The sequence below is a fragment of the Treponema denticola genome, assembly GCF_024400535.1.
GTDB classification, from domain to species: domain Bacteria; phylum Spirochaetota; class Spirochaetia; order Treponematales; family Treponemataceae; genus Treponema_B; species Treponema_B denticola_C.
On the sequence record NZ_CP038800.1, the window covers coordinates 1 to 15,592 of the forward strand.

18 protein-coding genes are annotated in these 15,592 nt (G+C 35.9%); 9 read left to right on the forward strand and 9 right to left on the reverse strand.

What is annotated here, in order from left to right; genetic code table 11:
- From dnaA to E4N78_RS00015, 3 genes are all read left to right on the forward strand, one after another.
- Window positions 1–1,407, forward strand: coding sequence for a chromosomal replication initiator protein DnaA (gene dnaA / locus E4N78_RS00005; RefSeq protein ID WP_255811087.1), 1,407 nt, complete (start codon window positions 1–3; stop codon window positions 1,405–1,407).
- A gap of 95 nt (window positions 1,408–1,502) precedes the next feature.
- Window positions 1,503–2,012: a PsbP-related protein gene (locus tag E4N78_RS00010; protein WP_255811088.1), complete on the forward strand. Its 510-nt coding sequence runs from the start codon at window positions 1,503–1,505 to the stop codon at window positions 2,010–2,012.
- Window positions 2,013–2,027: 15 nt separating this feature from the next.
- On the forward strand, window positions 2,028–3,125 hold the full coding sequence (locus tag E4N78_RS00015) for an amidase domain-containing protein (protein WP_255811089.1): 1,098 nt from the start codon (window positions 2,028–2,030) through the stop codon (window positions 3,123–3,125).
- A gap of 67 nt (window positions 3,126–3,192) precedes the next feature.
- Here the strand turns inward: E4N78_RS00015 and E4N78_RS00020 are convergent, their stop codons facing one another.
- Window positions 3,193–3,861 (reverse strand): HlyC/CorC family transporter associated domain-containing protein, encoded by a 669-nt coding sequence (locus tag E4N78_RS00020; protein WP_255811090.1) that lies wholly within the window; start codon window positions 3,859–3,861, stop codon window positions 3,193–3,195.
- A 237-nt stretch (window positions 3,862–4,098) separates the two neighbouring features.
- On the opposite strand from E4N78_RS00020, the gene E4N78_RS00025 reads away from it, so the two are divergent.
- The 3 genes from E4N78_RS00025 to E4N78_RS00035 are packed head-to-tail and all read left to right on the forward strand — an operon-like array spanning window position 4,099 to window position 7,418.
- On the forward strand, window positions 4,099–5,109 hold the full coding sequence (locus E4N78_RS00025; protein ID WP_255811091.1) for a thiamine ABC transporter substrate-binding protein: 1,011 nt from the start codon (window positions 4,099–4,101) through the stop codon (window positions 5,107–5,109).
- The gene (locus tag E4N78_RS00030; RefSeq protein ID WP_255811092.1) at window positions 5,093–6,775 is read left to right on the forward strand and encodes an ABC transporter permease; all 1,683 of its coding nucleotides are present in this window, start codon (window positions 5,093–5,095) and stop codon (window positions 6,773–6,775) included. The genes E4N78_RS00025 and E4N78_RS00030 overlap by 17 nt, the downstream gene beginning before the upstream one ends.
- Before the next feature lie 10 nt (window positions 6,776–6,785).
- Entirely contained in the window at window positions 6,786–7,418 is a 633-nt protein-coding gene (locus E4N78_RS00035) for an ABC transporter ATP-binding protein (RefSeq protein WP_255811093.1), read from the forward strand.
- A gap of 3 nt (window positions 7,419–7,421) precedes the next feature.
- Here E4N78_RS00035 and E4N78_RS00040 read toward each other — a convergent pair whose 3' ends face one another.
- The 5 genes from E4N78_RS00040 to vapB form a co-directional block, all read right to left on the reverse strand.
- Window positions 7,422–8,630, reverse strand: a complete 1,209-nt coding sequence (locus E4N78_RS00040) for an ATP-binding protein (RefSeq protein WP_255811094.1) — start codon at window positions 8,628–8,630, stop codon at window positions 7,422–7,424.
- A gap of 154 nt (window positions 8,631–8,784) precedes the next feature.
- Window positions 8,785–9,873, reverse strand: coding sequence for a Fic family protein (locus tag E4N78_RS00045; RefSeq protein ID WP_255811095.1), 1,089 nt, complete (start codon window positions 9,871–9,873; stop codon window positions 8,785–8,787).
- Window positions 9,874–9,944: 71 nt separating this feature from the next.
- Window positions 9,945–11,153, reverse strand: coding sequence for a M20 metallopeptidase family protein (locus tag E4N78_RS00050; protein ID WP_255811096.1), 1,209 nt, complete (start codon window positions 11,151–11,153; stop codon window positions 9,945–9,947).
- A 117-nt stretch (window positions 11,154–11,270) separates the two neighbouring features.
- A complete protein-coding gene (gene vapC / locus E4N78_RS00055; RefSeq protein ID WP_255811097.1) occupies window positions 11,271–11,666 on the reverse strand; it encodes a type II toxin-antitoxin system tRNA(fMet)-specific endonuclease VapC in 396 nt (131 codons plus the stop codon).
- The gene (gene vapB, locus E4N78_RS00060) at window positions 11,666–11,896 is read right to left on the reverse strand and encodes a type II toxin-antitoxin system antitoxin VapB (RefSeq protein WP_255811098.1); all 231 of its coding nucleotides are present in this window, start codon (window positions 11,894–11,896) and stop codon (window positions 11,666–11,668) included. Before vapB ends, vapC begins: the two co-directional genes overlap by 1 nt.
- A 131-nt stretch (window positions 11,897–12,027) precedes the next feature.
- Here vapB and E4N78_RS00065 point away from each other — a divergent pair, with 131 nt between their 5' ends.
- Window positions 12,028–12,195 carry a hypothetical protein gene (locus tag E4N78_RS00065; RefSeq protein ID WP_255811099.1) on the forward strand — a complete coding sequence of 56 codons (168 nt, stop codon included), beginning with the start codon at window positions 12,028–12,030 and terminating at the stop codon, window positions 12,193–12,195.
- Window positions 12,196–12,230: 35 nt separating this feature from the next.
- Here E4N78_RS00065 and E4N78_RS00070 read toward each other — a convergent pair whose 3' ends face one another.
- The 3 genes from E4N78_RS00070 to E4N78_RS00080 form a co-directional block, all read right to left on the reverse strand.
- A complete protein-coding gene (locus E4N78_RS00070) occupies window positions 12,231–12,509 on the reverse strand; it encodes a type II toxin-antitoxin system YafQ family toxin (protein ID WP_255811100.1) in 279 nt (92 codons plus the stop codon).
- A complete protein-coding gene (locus tag E4N78_RS00075) occupies window positions 12,502–12,768 on the reverse strand; it encodes a type II toxin-antitoxin system RelB/DinJ family antitoxin (protein ID WP_255811101.1) in 267 nt (88 codons plus the stop codon). The genes E4N78_RS00070 and E4N78_RS00075 overlap by 8 nt, the downstream gene beginning before the upstream one ends.
- Before the next feature lie 215 nt (window positions 12,769–12,983).
- On the reverse strand, window positions 12,984–14,573 hold the full coding sequence (locus E4N78_RS00080) for an ABC transporter ATP-binding protein (protein WP_255811102.1): 1,590 nt from the start codon (window positions 14,571–14,573) through the stop codon (window positions 12,984–12,986).
- Between the two features lie 246 nt (window positions 14,574–14,819).
- On the opposite strand from E4N78_RS00080, the gene E4N78_RS00085 reads away from it, so the two are divergent.
- Entirely contained in the window at window positions 14,820–15,200 is a 381-nt protein-coding gene (locus tag E4N78_RS00085; protein ID WP_253681125.1) for a DUF2089 domain-containing protein, read from the forward strand.
- Window positions 15,201–15,245: 45 nt separating this feature from the next.
- On the forward strand, window positions 15,246–15,560 hold the full coding sequence (locus tag E4N78_RS00090) for an SHOCT-like domain-containing protein (RefSeq protein ID WP_002692308.1): 315 nt from the start codon (window positions 15,246–15,248) through the stop codon (window positions 15,558–15,560).
- Window positions 15,561–15,592 lie beyond the last annotated feature (32 nt).

The following is a 15,592-nucleotide window of genomic DNA, read 5'->3' on the forward strand; positions in this document are numbered from 1 at the left end:
ATGAGTGAATGGGATTATAAAATTTTTTGGGATGAAGCCGTTAGTCAATTTAAAGAAGAGCTATCATTTCCCGTATTTTCAATGTGGTTTATGCCTGCAAAATATGAAAAATCGACGGAAAATTCAGTAGTTTTAACTGTACCGTCTCAGTTTTTTAGAGATCAACTTATTACAAAGCACAAAAAGGCTATAGAAAAGAAACTTTTTGAGCTGTCCGGTAAAAGATTATCCATAGAATTTACTATCAATAAAGAAAATTCTGCAAATTCCGAAGAAACGGAAGAAAATGCAGCTATACCCAGCCCCGTATCAACCGAAAAAGAAACAAAAAAAAGGCAAAAGCCGGCCAAAAATGAGGATAATGGAAGGGGGCAGCATCCCGATTTAAAAAGTGAATATAATTTTGATGATTTTGTTGTCGGTCCGAACAACTCTTTTGCTGTAAATGCGGGGATTGCTGTTTCGGCAAATCCCGGAACGGCTTATAATCCTATGTTAATTTATGGAGGCGTAGGGTTGGGAAAGACCCATCTTATGCAGGCAATCGGAAATAAAATATGGAATAATACAAATTTAAAAGTGATTTATGTAACAGCTGAAAATTTTACAAACGAATTTGTAGAGTGTATTCAAAAGCGTAAGATGTCTTCCTTTAAAAATAAATATAGAAATGCAGATGTTCTTCTTATAGATGACATTCACTTTTTTCAGGGAAAGGAAGAAACTCAAGAAGAATTTTTCCATACATTTAATGAGCTCTACGAAAAAAATAAGCAGATAGTGTTTACCTGTGACCGGCCTCCGGCAGAACTTAAAAGGCTTGAGCCCCGTTTAAAGTCAAGGTTTGAAAGGGGCTTAAATGTTGACCTTCAGACGCCTTCTTACGAAGTCCGCTATGCCATTCTTTTAAAGAAAATGGAAAAGTACAGTATAAAAATTCCTAATGAAGTCATCGACATGGTTGCAAAAAATGTTTCTTCAAATGTCCGTGACTTGGAAGCGGCCTTAACAAAACTCATTGCCTATACAGAGCTTACAAAAAAAACAATGGATGAGGCTACAGCAAAAAATCTTTTAAGAGATATTTTCGGATCGACCCGGCAAAGAAATGTTACTATAGATCTTATCCAAAAAACCGTTGCCGATTATTTTAGTATTTCAATTTCGGACATTAAAAGTAAAAAAAGAACCAAGAGCTTTTCTTTCCCAAGGCAAATTGCAATGTTCATTTGCAGGGAAATGACCGAGTGTTCTACCACCGAGCTGGGTAACGATTTCGGCGGAAGGGATCATACTACTATTTTGCACGGCTGTAACAAGATTGAAGAGCAAATTGCGGCCGACCCAAGTCTCGAAACAATTATCCATGAACTTCAAAACAAGATCAAAGAAACCACAAATAAATAGACGTTAATGCAATAATTAGTGTAAATTGTTTGTGGTTGACATTTAATTCTATCTTTTGTATAGTTTTTATAATGCTTTAACAAAGGAGCTGATTAATGAAAAAAAAATTGTCATTAATTTTTTTTAGCCTGTTTCTTATTTGTTATTTATCGTCACAAGATTACTATACGGACGATTTTAAGGATTTTACCTTTGAAATGCCTGACGAATGGGAAATTATGGACTATAAGGGTTTAAAATATAAGGTAATATATGGAGCTTCCGTAAATGGTTATAACCAAACAATGATTTTTATCTCTCAAGAAGGACAGGGAACAATTGAAGAAGCAGTTAATAATTACATAGAAGAACTCCAAACAAGTAGACCCGATTATAAACTATTAAAATCAGAATCATTCGAAAATAATTATAAATTAGAAGCTAAAAAATTGGTGATAGAGATACCGGAAGAAAAACTTAATCTAAAACAATATTTTTATTTGTTTAAGCATAATGATATGCTGTTTATATGCTCCGCCCTGCTGACTCAGGAAGCCGCTGCTGAAACCGAAGAGGTTCTGGATGCAGCTATGAAGACATTTCAAATAATAGATAAAGAAGAATAATTTAGTTTTTATATCATGGGGAAAAAAACAAATAGAGCTAAACTTTTTTTTATTCTTTTTATAATCATTCTTTGGATAATTGCAATTTTAAAACTATATCCGATAATAAAAGAAGCTAAAGAAGGAAAATCAGGCTCAAGTAAGCACGATGTAACCGTAAAAGCAAAACCGAAAAAGGAAAACACAAAAGAGGAATTTTTTTTTAGAAAATATGCTGAAAGTTTATACTCGGAATATTATGATATCTCGGATGTTTCAGTTTATGATTATATACCCGATGATGAAAATTATAATTCAAATGAAAAATTCTATTTTGTTGTAATAGAAAAAAAATTAAAATTCAATTCGGTTTATCAGCTTCCTTTTGTTGCCGGAATGAAAAAGGCTGTTGAATATTTTAAAAACAATAAAAAAGCTTTAAATCAATACAACAAAAAAACTACGGATTTAAAAAAATATATCGGCAAAAAACAAATTGAAAACAATATTTTTAAAATAACATTTACGGAAAAAGATAGTTTTGAAAACATAAAAATTGAAATAGCAACATATCATACAAAAATAGACGCTTTTTCGTTAAAACCTCCTGAATCCGATGTGCTTATGCAAAACGGGTTTGATTTTATAAAATATCATGTTAATACAAATTCAAAAAAAGTTGATTATAATAATGCGGCTGCCGTCGGCTATGCGAATAGGTACACATCCAATCCCTTAAATATGTCGAGTGATATGTCTGTTTGGAATCCTGAGTACAAGACCTACGAAAATGATTGCGCAAACTATGTTTCTCAGTGTATCTATGCCGGAGGTATTTCTACAACGGAGGCTTGGTATCCTGAAAGTCTGATTTGGATTAGGACAGGAAGCCCGAGATATGATAATAGCGGCGTAACAACCTATATGCAAAACAAAAAATTATTTTATACAACAAATTACTCTGCCGTAAGTGAGGGAGGTTTTATCTGCCTTACAAAAGAATCCCATGTTGTTTTTATCGTATCCAATGACAGTATCACCATATTGTTTAACGGCCATACAAATGACCGCAAAATGGTTTCCTTCCCTCACCTAAACGAGTCTGAAGCAATTTATTTAACCTCGAATAATTAGCTTGAAGGCTTTATGTCATCTCTTAAAAACCTTGTTCTAATAATATAGAAGAGGTTTAACCAAGAAATTAATTTTTATGTTCTTTTATAGGAAGAATTTTAATATATCTTATCAGGTCATTATCCATTTCGTGGATTATGAATTTATATTCTCCTATGTCGGCTTCTAAACCGAGGTGAGGTGAGCGTCCCTGTTGTTTAAGATAGTTAAACAAATAACCTGCAACCGTGTTTCCGTATGCCTCATCAAAATCCGAGTCCAACCTGTGATTGATCTCGTGGATACTGGTGCCGCCGTTTACGATATAATCGCATTCGTTTCCTGTCCCGTACTCTCCGCCCTCATTTAGGTATTTTTTTACGGCAAACAAAATTGCGATAGCGACAACCCCCAATAGAGCATCAACCATACTGCCGTGATCGGCAATAATTTTCCGCGCAATGGTATAAAGCACAACTTCAAGAGCACTCCCCGGTGTATGTTTTATAAGCATGTTTACAAATTCAAGACCGATTACAAGAGAAAATATTAATGACAGGAATTCGGAGAATGAAGGAATCTTGTTACTATAAATAAAGGCATAAACCATTTCTTTTAAGTCAAAGAAAATTTCGATAGAAAGAATTAAAATGCCGATAAGCATTGCAAAGGATAGGACAATCTCTATCCTTCCTGCAAATCTTGCCGCACTTCTCCTTAAATTTTGTTGATGAAAAAAAGCTTTAATCTTTTGCATAATAACTCTCTCTTATTTTTTCGAATCCGTTCAAAAGTATACCTAAAAGATTTTTTTTTGTCAATATTTTTATCTTTGGCTTATTTTTAACTATAAAACACAGGCCTTGAATTTTTATTTTCATTATGCTAAACTCATATTGCCGGGGTGCTTTTACAAGCTGAGAACATACCCGCAAAGGGCTGTCCGCACGGATGCCCTATTACCTGATCCGGATAATACCGGCGGAGGGAGCATATGAAAAATCATTTACGCTCTATTTTAATTTTCTCTTTTTTAATTATCGGTTGTGCCGCTCTTTTTGCAGGCGGTGCAAAAGAATCTGACGGAACAAAGGTTGTAGTTTACACAACAAAATCCTTTGCTGCCGACTACGGCCCCGGACCGAAAATTGCCGAGCTCTTTAAGGCAAAAACGGGCAAGGAAGTTGAGTACGTTATCTGCAAAGAAGGCGTTTTAAACAGGGTCATATTGGAAGGCAAGGCTTCTACAGCGGATGTCCTCATCGGTATAGATAACCACCTTATCGAAAAGGCCCGCAAGGCAAAAGTTTTAAAAGCCTACAAACCTACGGCCTCAGACAAAATAGATTCGGAAGTTCTTATTGCCGATGACTGGCTTTTAACCCCCTTTGACTACGGCTTTTTTGCCTTTATGTTCGACACAAAAGCCAAAATCAAAAAGCCCTTATCCTTAAAAGAGTTGACCGATTCGGCTTATGCAAAAAAGATTGTTATTTTGGATCCGAGTTCCAGCACAACAGGACTGGGTTTAGTCTCGTGGACAAAGGCCGTTTTTGGCGATAAGTATCTTGACTTTTGGAAGGCCCTCAAACCGAACATCTTTGCCATGGCTCCCAAGTGGAGTACGGGCTACGGCTATTTTACAGCCGGAGAAGCTCCCATAGCCATCTCTTACACAAGCAGCCTCGCCTCCCATGTTCTATATGACAAAACAAACCGATTTCAACCATTGATTTTTGAAGAAGGGCATATTATTCAGATTGAAGGCATGGGTATTGCCGCCAATGCAGCTAACACTAAAGGAGCAAAGGAATTTATAGACTTTATGCTGACGGAAGAAGCTCAAAGCCTCCTTCCCGAAACGCAGTTTATGTATCCCGTTATCAAGGGGCTTGCTCTTCCTGCTTCTTATAAGGATGTTCCCAAACCTGCAAAAGTTTTGCGTATTCCTTCAGAAGATCAAACCGAATCGGTAAATGCCGTAATCAATGTTTTACAAAAATAAAAAACAAGGCCGAGATACTCGACATGAGCGAGTTTCTCGGCCGAGCGGCCTATCAAAGGCTGGCCGCCTTGTTTTACCGCTCGGCGGCCTCATCTTTTTTCTTGTACTTCTTTCTTTTTTTCTTCCGCTGATTTTAAGCTTTGTTCCTTTATTTTCTTCACGCTTTGACTTTTCGCATATTACGGGAGTAAAAAGCTCTTTTGACTTTTCGCAGATTTTTAGGATTGCAGCCTTTACGGTTTCTCAGGCCTTTTTTTCCGCAGCCCTTGCCTGCACGGTAGGCTTTGCTGCCGCTTATTTTTGTGCAAGAAAAAACTTTCGGGGTAGAAAATTTCTAATGGCTCTGTCGAGTGTCCCCCTCTGCGTACCTGCAATAATTGTTGCCCTTTCCTTTATAATATTTTTCGGGAATAACGGAATCCTCAATTCTTTTTTAAAGAGCTTATTAAACCAAGACGAACCGCCTGTCAATTTTGTGTTTTCGATGACGGGAGTAATTATAATCCACGGCTTTTACAACTTTCCCCTCGCAATGAAAACAATTTCTCAAGTCTGGGAACGCTTAAGCGAAGATGAACCTAATGCAGCCCTCCTTTTAGGGGCAAGTAAATTTAGAATCTTTAAGACCATAACCTTTCCGGCTCTTTTAAATTCGATAGCCGTTTCCTTTTTGTTGATTTTCCTTTTTTGCTTTTTTAGTTTTATAATAATCCTGCTTTTCGGAGGCCTTGCCCTTACTACCTTAGAGGTAGAACTTTACAAGGCAGCCCGCACAAAATTAGATATGAACCTTGCCGCAAAGATAGCCCTCACCGAAATCTCCGCGGCCTTAATTTTAATCTTCATCTATTCTAACCTGCAAAAAAAGATGAGAGTACAAAACGAAAACCTAAAGGGAATAAGGGAGAGGACTGCAATAAAAGGCTTTGGACAAAAAGTGTTTTTTAGCTTCACGATTTTTATAATTATTCTTTTTTTAATAGCACCCTTATTTTCTATCTTTTTACATTCTACATATAATGTAAATTATACTTCTATCTTTAATAAATTCTTTTATTTTAAGGCATGGAAAAATATTTTTTTATCCCGAACTTTTTGGACGGCTCTTTGGACAAGCATCAAAATCGGCATTCTTACTGCCCTTGTAAGCCTCATAGCTTCTTTGTTCTTTGCATACATTACCGTCTTTTATAACCGGAGAAAAATATACGCGATTCCCTATCTGCCCTTGGCCGTTTCATCGGTAATGCTGGGCTTCGGATGGCTCTTGTTAAGACCCAACGGAACGGAGCTCATTTTAATCTTTGCACAAAGCTCCCTTGCATGGCCCTTTGCGTGGACTCAAATACAGACCTCACTTTTACGCATTCCTCAAAATATTATCAATGCGGCAGTCTTGCTTTCACCGGACAAAAAAACGGCCTTTTTTAGGGTGATAGTACCCATGTGCAAGAAGGGCATCTTTTCCGCCTTGGCCTTTGTCTTTGCCATAAGTGCGGGAGATGCTTCCTTACCAATAGTTTTAAACATACCGCGTTTTAATAACCTTGCCCTGCTGATCTTCGATTATGCTTCTTCATACCGCTTTGTAGAATCTTCTGCGGTTGCAGTCGTCTTAAGCCTTATGACCGGCTTTGTTTTCTTTTTACAGGAAAAAGAAACTTAAGGAGAAACCGATGGAAAACGAAAAAGCATTTTTACAGCTTAAAAACATAAAAAAACATTTTACCGAAAAAGATATTTCCATTTCTTTTGAATTAAAAAAAGGAAAAGCTCTTGCCCTCCTCGGTCCTTCGGGCTGCGGTAAAACAACGGTTTTAAAAATAATCGCAGGCCTTGTCCCTCCGGATTCGGGAGAAATCATTTTGGACGGAAAAAATATCAATCACACTCCTCCCGGCAAACGCGGAATCGGAATGGTCTTTCAGGATTACGCCCTCTTCCCTCATCTCAATGTTGAAGAAAATATTTTCTATGGCTTGGTCTCCCAAGGCATGTCCAAAAAGGAAGCCCGCAAGGCCATTACCCCTCTTGTCGAGCTTTTTCATTTGGAGACCTTACAAAAACGCAAAACGGATCTTCTTTCGGGCGGAGAAAAACAAAGGGTTTCTCTTGCACGGAGTCTTGCAGTAAAGCCCGCTCTCATCCTCTTTGATGAACCCCTTTCTGCCCTCGATGCAGACCTCCGCCTGCACTTGCGTAAAGAATTAAGAGTCAAGCAAGAGAGCTTGGGCTACACAGCCGTTTACGTTACCCACGACAAAGATGAGGCTGCAGCCCTTGCCGATGAGGTACTCTACATGGGCTAGAGTTTAGGCTCCGTATTCAAGCAAAAAGTCGATTATGTTTTTGTGGATAATTCCGTCTTGACTAAAATCCATAGAATCCAAGGAAAGTACATATTTAGGAAAATTATCCTTGATTGTCTTATAAACTCCGAATTCCCTTTCCCTTGTGGATTCATCTCCCATTTTATAAGCAACTTGATAATAAGAAATATCGTTTTCCCTTTTTGCTATAAAGTCGATTTCTTTGTCTTTTACCTTGCCTATTGTAACCTCATAACCTCTGGAACGAAGTTCGATATAAACAATATTTTCAAGCACTCTTTCGATGTCTTTTATATTGGAAAATCCTCGTGCCTGCCTAAACCCATGATCCGTCAAATAGTATTTTTCATCGATTTTAAGTACCTTTTTTCCCGCAGTATCGTAGCGTGGAACCTTTTTTATGATAAAAGCTTTACTGCAATAATCCAAATAATTAAGCACCGTATCTGCCGAAACATTTCTATTTTCATTTTTAAAATAATTTTTTATACTGTTTGCAGAAAAGGTGTGTCCTATGTTTTCCATAGCATAATCTAAAATACGGTTAAAAATATCCACATCCCTTATATTATTGTACTGTAAAACATCTTTAACCAAAACGGTATTATAAACATCATTTAAGTATTTAAAAGACGGGATTTCCTCCAAATTAAAATACTTCAAAAAAGGCATCCCGCCTGTTTTAACAAAGGCGAAAAACAAATCTTCCCTAGAAAGCGGCTTACCGTCAAAGCATTTTATAAATTCCCCAAAACTAAAAGGTTGAATTTCAAATTCCACATATCTTCCGGCCAGTAGACTTGAAAGGTCTCCTGAAAGCAAGCCGGAATTTGAGCCTGTAAGATAAATATCGCAATCCAAATCAACCCGTAATCCGTTTATAACCTGCTCCCAATTTTCTACAAACTGTATTTCATCAAAGAAAAAATATATTCTTCCGGTTAAGTCTTTGATCAATGGCTTGAGGTATTCTATCAAGACTTCGGCCTTATTTACCGTAAAAAGCTCTATGGATTCAAAATTAAGATAAATTTTATTTTTATCGGGTATATGGCTAAAAACCTCATCTTTTATGAGCAGTAAAATAGTTGATTTTCCAACCCGTCTCATACCGGATAGTACCTTAATAATGGGCTTATCGATAAACTGCCGGATTTTTTCCATATAGCGTGATCTTACAATATAGCTCATTCCGTTACCTCTTCTAATTCGATTATAGTCGAAATATAAGATAAAATCAAGAAAAATTTCGATTATAATCGATAAAATGAGTATTTTCTATTATAATTTCGATTATAGTCGAAAGATGTAGGTGCTTTTGCTGTAGTTTCTATTATAATCGAAATTATAGGACGGCTTTATTCCTTATATATTTTGAAGATCGGCCGCTGCCGATAATTTTGATAAACCCTTCCTTTAGCATAGAGCCTAAGACGGCCTCAACAGTTGTGGGGCTAATATCGGGATGAATTTTGCATATTTCAGATTTTGAAATTGGGGTAAGGCTGTTTAAAACACAGGCTTCAACTCTAGCCGTTTTTGTAACTTTTTTTCCGTGCAGAACGGCAAACCGCTTATCAAGTTCTTTATAACATCGATAAAGGGTGGACAAAAAGTTTTCGATAAAAGGGATATAGTCATTTTTATTTTCATGCCAATAATGTGAAGATTTTTTTAGAGAATCATAATAGTACGATTTATAATTATTTATCTGCTCCTCAAAAGAAACATATTTACCCGTATCATATCCGTTTTTATATAACAAAAGCAAGGATAATAACCTTGACATTCTTCCGTTTCCGTCTTTAAAAGGGTGAATGCATAAAAAATCGAGAATGACACATGGTATCAATAATAACTGATTAATACCGCTGTCATCCCGTACAGAAAGATAAGCAAGCTCCAATTGTTCCATTGCCATAGGTGTTTCTTCAGCAGATATAGGCTGAAATCTGATTTTCCTATTGCCCTCTGTATCTACTTCAATTATAGAATTATTAGAAGTTTTAAACCGGCCGCCGTATTCATATCCGGCCGAAGACATTAAAATTTTATGAAGAGCCAAAATATCTTTAACCGTAAAATCAATATTTTCATAGGCTGAATGAATAGCAGCAAGAGAATCTCTATAACCTGCAATTTCGGCCTCATCATGATTAAGAGGAGCACTGTTGTGATTTACAATAGCATTTATTCTTTCATCGCTTGTAACAATACCTTCGATTGCATTTGAGCTTTTGATAGATTGAATTCTTGCAACTACTTCAAGTTCCGTAAAAACTTTTACATAATCTTGTTTTCTGTGTTTTGCCTCATTTTTAAGGTCTGCAATTCCTGAAGAAATATTCAAAAGCCCTGCAGGAAGCAAAGCATTTTTTAAAAAAGAATAATCGAATTTTCTCATAAGCCGCCTTTCTACATAAAAATTATACATTTATATGCAGAAAAGTCAAGTCTTTCTGCATATAAATCAAGCACTTATATGCAGAAACTATATGGAGGGCTTTATTTTAAGCCGCCTAAATTCAAATATTTTAGAACAGCGGCCAGCACAGCAGAGGTTCCTTTATAAAATAAACTTTCATCCATATCAAATTTATCTGAGTGATGAGGATAAATACTACCGTCCTTCTGTATTATAGGATTGGACAAGACAAAAAATGTACCCGGAGCTTTTTGCAAAAAATATGCCATATCTTCACCGGCCATTGTAGGCACCGAAATTTCGTGAATAGAATCTTCTCCCAAGATTTCTTTTGTACTTTCAATAAAAAACTCCGTAAAATCTTCATTATTTATCAAAACAGGATATCTAAAATCATAGACCGTTTTTGCTTCTGCCCTGTATGATTTTGAAATACCAGAAGCAATCTCTTCAATTCTTTTTGCTATAAAATTCCGTTCATTCTCATCTGTAACACGTACTGTTCCTTCAATAAAAACTTCATCGGGTATGATATTAAAAGCGGATCCGCCATGTATCTGCCCTACGGAAATTAAGGCGCGAGAAGTTGGGGGAAGCTCACGGCTTATAATTTTTTGCAGACCGGAAACTATTTCACAAGCTATAGGAACAGGATCTACCGAAAGATGCGGATAAGCCCCATGAGCACCATATCCCGTTACGATAATCTTGAATTTATCGGCAGCGGCAAAAAAAGGCCCTTTACATGCACCTATCTTTCCCTTTTCAACACCAGGATAAATATAGCCTGCGTGAAGGCCTATTACGGCATCAACCTTTGGATTTTCCATACAGCCTTCTTCAATCATGGGGAGGGCTCCTCCGGGATACTCCTCTCCCGGTTGAAAAAGAATTTTTACACAGCCTTTAAATTCCGATGACAGTTCCTTAAGCACCATACAGGCTCCAAGAGCCATAGCCATGTGGCCGTCATGACCGCAGGCATGCATACAGCCATCATGCTTTGATGCAAAACTTAGTCCCGTATTTTCTTTTATGGGTAAAGCATCCATATCGGCTCTAATTGCTATACATTTGCCCTTTTCTTTTCCCTCAATGAGGGCAACAATAGCATTCCCGTTAACAAGTTTATGATACGGAATTTGCATAACATCAAGCTGCTTACAAACATAGTCCACAGTTTTTGGAAGGGATAATTCCAATTCGGGAATCTGATGCAGGTCCCTCCTAATTTGAATAATCTTAGCCTCTTTTTGTTTAACCAAATTAACAAGATTTTCTTTAGTCAAATTATTGCCTCCTTAATAATTGTATGAACAATATATTATCGCACCGATTAAATAGATTGTCAATGCTTAATTTACATGTTCTCAATAATTTAATTTGTAGGAATAAGCGAGTAAACCTTATTTCCAATCTTCTATGGTTAAGGTTTTTATACGGCAGAATTCTTTTGTATTATCGGTAACGAGAATTAGATTTTTAGCTAGAGCCTGTGCCGCTATCAACATATCATAGGCTCCGATAATTTTCCCTTCATTTTTTAGGCTGGTCCTTATTTTCCCGAATTCTTCGGCATCTCTATCATCAAAATTTAAAACAGAAAAAGGTGTTAAAAATTTTATTAATGCTATTCTATTTCTTTCCATATATTTACTATTGTATACGCCGAACTGTAACTCTGCCACAGTAATACTTGAAATGTAAATTCCTAAGTGTTTATTCTTTTTGATTTTTTGAAGTACATTAGGACTTTTTTTAATTTTAAGAAATATACAGATATTTGTATCCAATAGGTACATTATAAACCTTTCCGATTCTGTAATTCAGGCTGGGTTCTTCCTTCCTCCATAAAATCGTCGGTAAAACCGTTTAAGCCTTCTAAAAATGTTTCCCATTCCTTGTTTTTGGGGAATAAAATAACGGACTCTCCGGCTCTGCGGATAAAAACCTCGGTTCCCGAAAAATTATATTTTTTAGGCAGCCTAACTGCTTGACTCCTGCCGTTTTGGAATAATTTTGCCGTTTCCATACTACACCCCCTTAAAATAAGTATATATCATAGTATATATTATGTCAAGAAAAACATAATAGAAATTTAGGTAGATTATGAACGGCTTGAAACTCCCGAATTCTTAAACTTAAAACAAAAGGCGGAACAATATGCATATTCAGGAGGTTACAAAATTTTCGGATAGGACTCTTGTATTCGACAATGCACACATAGTACAAGACGGGAACCACGAAACTCTTATAAACCAAGAAGGCAAGTACAAGGAGCTTTATAGCTTGCAGGCTAAGTATTATACGGATGAGGTCAATAGTCAATGATAAAAAATATTCTTTAGGCAGTCTCACTGTCCGACTTAATTTTTAAATAAATCTGAATGACTGCCTATCCTATATAGGATTAACTCAAGTGTGTCTCCTTTAACCTTATATAAAAGCAGAAAATCAGCTGTTACATGACATTCCCGATAGCCTTTATAATTGCCTGTCAACTGATGATCTCTTTTTTCACGAGGTAAAGGCTCTTGCTTTTGCAGAATAGCGATTACATTAAATAATTCTTTAATATTTGACTTGCGTTTAATAGCTAATTTATAATCTTTTTTAAATTGTGTTGTATATACCAGCTTAAGCATCTAAAGATTCCCTTAATGCTTCAATAGTTGAAAAAGGGCCATGAAGTTCTTTTCCTTTTTCTGCAAGTTCTAATGTTTTTATAGTTATGTTGTTCGGATCCTCAATTTTTATATCAAAAGGAATTTTTTGCTCTCTAACAACCGCTTTAGCAAAAAGAGTTATAGCTGTAGATACGGGTATACCAAATGCTTTACAAATCTCAGTAAAATCTTTTTTTAGCTGAGTATCCATATGGACGCTAAATTCAGATTGAGTCATTTTGATACCTCCTTAATACTAAATTATATAATTATATAATATTTTTTTCAAGATATGTATAAGACTCTTATTCGTGCGGAGGGTTTAATACCCCGACGCTTGCGTCGTAACGAAGGGTATTAAAGCCGACTGCAACCACCTTATGAGAACACATACCCCGATGCTCTGCGTCGGGGTTGTTGATTGCAAAAAGTCTTATACATCATCGTAAAAATTTACAATTTATAAACCCCGTCTAATTTTTCTTTTATTTGCGGGTCAAAGTTATGACTTATCATTATCACGGTTAAATCGGGATTTTCTATCAACCTCTTTTCAATCTCCAAAGCGTTTTCTTTATCGAGAGAAGAAGTGCCTTCGTCGATTAAAAGAATTTTTCTGCCGTGAATGAGTGCACGGGCTATTGCTATACGCTGTCTTTGCCCGCCCGAAAAGTTTTTACCGTTTTCTTCGGCAAGAGTATCCAAACCATTTCCGCATGAAGCGATAACATCTTCAAGTGCCGAATTCTTTAAAGCAGCGTTTATTTCTTCTTCCGTAAATTTACCGCCCAAACAAATATTTTCTTTTACCGTATCGTTAAAGATATAAACATTTTGATCAATGTACGCTACATTTTCCCTTAAGAGTTCTTTGTTCAATAAAGATATATCTTCCCCGTCATAAGCAATGCTGCCCTTAAAATTTTCAAACATTCCTGCCAAAAGTTTAAACATCGTAGTTTTACCGCTTCCGGATTCTCCGATAATTCCGTATTTTTTGCCTAACTCAAAATGCATATTCAAATTCGATAAAATATTTTTTTGCTCATTATATGCGAAAGAAAGGTCCTTTAATTCTATTTCTTTTTTAAAGGACGGAGCTTTAAGTTCCTTTGAACTTTCGATACTAAGACTTTCAAGTTTATTAAATATAATTTTTACAGATTTTATTTTTACTATAAGGCCGGTAAGATCGGACAAGGCCTTTGAAAGTTGAGAAGCAATTTTTCCGGTAGCCATAATTGCACCTAAAGCAATAACTTGCCTTATCGCCAAAAAACCGGTAAAACCTAAAATCAAAGTTTCAAATACGGAACCGAAAAGGGCTATCACAATTCCCGAAATAAGATATTTACCCGTCAAGCTGATGACTTTTCCGCCTCTTTTTACGGAAAGGTCATGGACGGTGTCTTTAATTATTTTTCTTTTATTAAAACAAAAGAGAACATCAAAGCCCGATAAAACATCTTTTATTTTAGAAATAAAATTTTGCATTTCCATACTTAAATCCATTGTTCCCTTTTCGATTGATTTTTCAAAAATTTTGGGAATAAATAAAAGCAGCAGTCCCGAAAAAAGAGCAAAAAGAGCAAGCATCCAATGAATAAAAAACAAGGCAGCGAAGGCTGTAAGCAATGTAGAGAAATGAAGCACCAAATAAAATATAGAAACCAAACCGTTTACCTCTATTGTCTTCATGTCGTTTTCAAGCCAAGAAAGATAGACGGCAGAATTTTCTTTATGATAGCCTGCGTATGAACAGCACATAATTTTTTCGGCGATATCGGTTCTTATTCCGGTAAGAATTTTTTGCACCGTCTTGGCTCTGAACATTTCAAACACATAATTTGTAAAATATGTAAGACACCAGCCTGCCAGCATTATGCCGACATATTTTAAAAACAAATCAAGGTTAAGTTCTATTAGAGCATTTAAGGCATACATACCGAGATAAGCCATTCCGATATGTAAGGCTGTATTAATAAATCCCAAGAACCAGACTAAAATATTTTCGGGTAAATATTTAATAATATATTTTTTCATTTTTTTCCTCCAAATTATCAGAATTGAATGTTTACAAGCCTGTAATTTCAATTTATGGTATTACAAAACAAAAGTCAAGCTAAATTTTGAAATATTTAATAAAATATTTGAAAATTCTTATATTTTTAGCTAAAATTATTATATTTTTTAATTTTTAATATAGATATTTTAATATTTTTGATGAATTCTCTTGACACCAGAAAGAATTTTTATTATCATAGAATTAAAGTTTTTATGGGGGATAGCATGATAGAGGTTATTGGAATCTGTCCCGTGTGCGGGGATAGTTTTACCGTTTCGGAGCTGCATTGCTCAAAATGCAACAGTTCGCTAAAGGGCGAGTTTGAGCTATGTGAGTTTTGCCGCCTCACAAAGGAACAAAAATATTTTGTAAAGATGTTTTTAAAAAACCGAGGCAGCATACGCGATATGGAAAAAGAATTGGGCATTTCTTATCCGACTGTTCGGAATAAGATAGAAGAAATCAATGCGGCTCTGGGCTTATCGGATGGAAGCCTTCCGTCCGTTAATGTTTCTGAAGTCTTACAAAAAATAAAGAACGGAGAGTTATCGGTTGATTCTGCGGTTTCATTTTTAACGGGAGAGCCCGGAGAAGAAAAAATTTAGAAGAACAGCGACAACATTTCGGTTTGAACTACAAGGAGATATTTTATGGAAAACGAAAAACTTGAAATTTTAAACATGATTAGAGACAAGGCGATTACACCCGAAGAAGGCTTAAAACTTTTGGAAGCTATCCAAAAAGAAAATGTTAAATTTGTTTTTGAAGAGCCTAAACAAAAAAAAGATAGCGAGACCATAATAATAAGTACAAAGATTCCCTCTAAAAGTGATCCGGCGGATTTTTTAGAAAAAGCAGCCGGTTCGGAAAATACGGTAAATGAAACCTTTGAAAACAAAAAGAAAAAAAATATCGATATAACAATTCAAACTCCCGACGGCAAAACTCAATCATTTAATTTGTAGGAATAAGCGGCTCAAATCTTTCAACCTCTTGC